The sequence below is a fragment of the Streptococcus parasanguinis genome (assembly GCF_001578955.1).
GTDB lineage: Bacteria > Bacillota > Bacilli > Lactobacillales > Streptococcaceae > Streptococcus > Streptococcus parasanguinis_U.
Genome location: NZ_KQ969689.1, coordinates 618,618 through 619,597 on the forward strand (window position 1 = coordinate 618,618; position 980 = coordinate 619,597).

Here is a 980-nt window from a genome sequence, read left to right on the forward strand (position 1 = left end):
CTCTTATGTTTATGGAAAAGAAGAGGCTAATAACTACTAATGATAGTTACTCCTATAAACTTGAGCAAGTCCCAGAACTTGTAGGAAGCGAAACAGCTAGTGCCCGTAGAGTTCGAAAGCATCGAGAAAACAAAAAAGCGTTACAAGGTAACACTGGTGTAACAAAGTGTATCGGAGATATAGATATAGAGAAAGAGATAGATATAGAGATAGATATAGAGAAAGATTTAGAGAAAAATACGCTCAAAATCATCGTAGATGAATATCAGTCTCGTATTTCACCAATTGATGGAATCCAATTTGAAACTTTAAAAGAATTCATCACTCTGGATGGTATGGAACCAGATGTAGTCTTAAAAGCTATCAGTTTAGCCGCTGACAATGGTAAAAGAAATTTCAGCTATATTAGAGCTATTTTGCAAAATTGGAAAAATGATGGATTGTTATCAATTGCAGCAGTAAACGAACGAGAACGGAAGTTTCAGGAAAGTAAAACAAAAGGACAACCAACAAAGCAACAATCAAATGTTCCAGATTGGTCAAAACCAAATTATACCAATCAAACAAGTGATCAAGAAAAAAAAGCTTTGGAGGAAGCAAAAAATAAAATGCTACAGAAATTAGAAAAGGATGGGAAGTAATGTTTATTTTAAAACATGGATCAAAACAAGAAAAACCATTTGTAAAATCTGTAGTGATTGGGACCACTGGTCTGGATGTCTCTTTCTCTGAGGAAGCGAAAGCAATGAAATTCGCATCTCGTGGGGTAGCTATTCAGGTAGGAAATGCTTTAAGAAAGTCATTCGGTACATTCTATCCAGTAGAAATTGATAATTGAAAAAGGAGTTGTAATGTATCATGGCAGGCTACACCAAAAATCAGATAGAACATTTCAAAGAGCAACTCAAGCTCTTAATGAAAAGCCATAACTTAACAGCTAGAAAATTATCCGAAGAAATAGGCTACTCAATGACTACAAT

At 34.7% G+C, this 980-nt stretch carries 2 protein-coding genes; both read left to right on the forward strand.

Annotated elements, in window-relative coordinates; genetic code table 11:
• A partial coding sequence (locus SPADD19_RS02900) for a DnaD domain protein (RefSeq protein ID WP_241496444.1) occupies positions 1-641 on the forward strand: 641 nt, incomplete at its 5' end.
• On the forward strand, positions 641-838 hold the full coding sequence (locus tag SPADD19_RS02905) for a hypothetical protein (RefSeq protein WP_061455139.1): 198 nt from the start codon (positions 641-643) through the stop codon (positions 836-838). The genes SPADD19_RS02900 and SPADD19_RS02905, both read left to right, overlap by 1 nt.
• The last annotated feature ends 142 nt before the right edge of the window (positions 839-980 follow it).

Coding starts and splice junctions, on each gene's coding strand:
- SPADD19_RS02905 (WP_061455139.1), top strand. CDS start 641: ATGTTTATTTTAAAACATGGATCAAAACAAGAAAAACCATTTGTAAAA.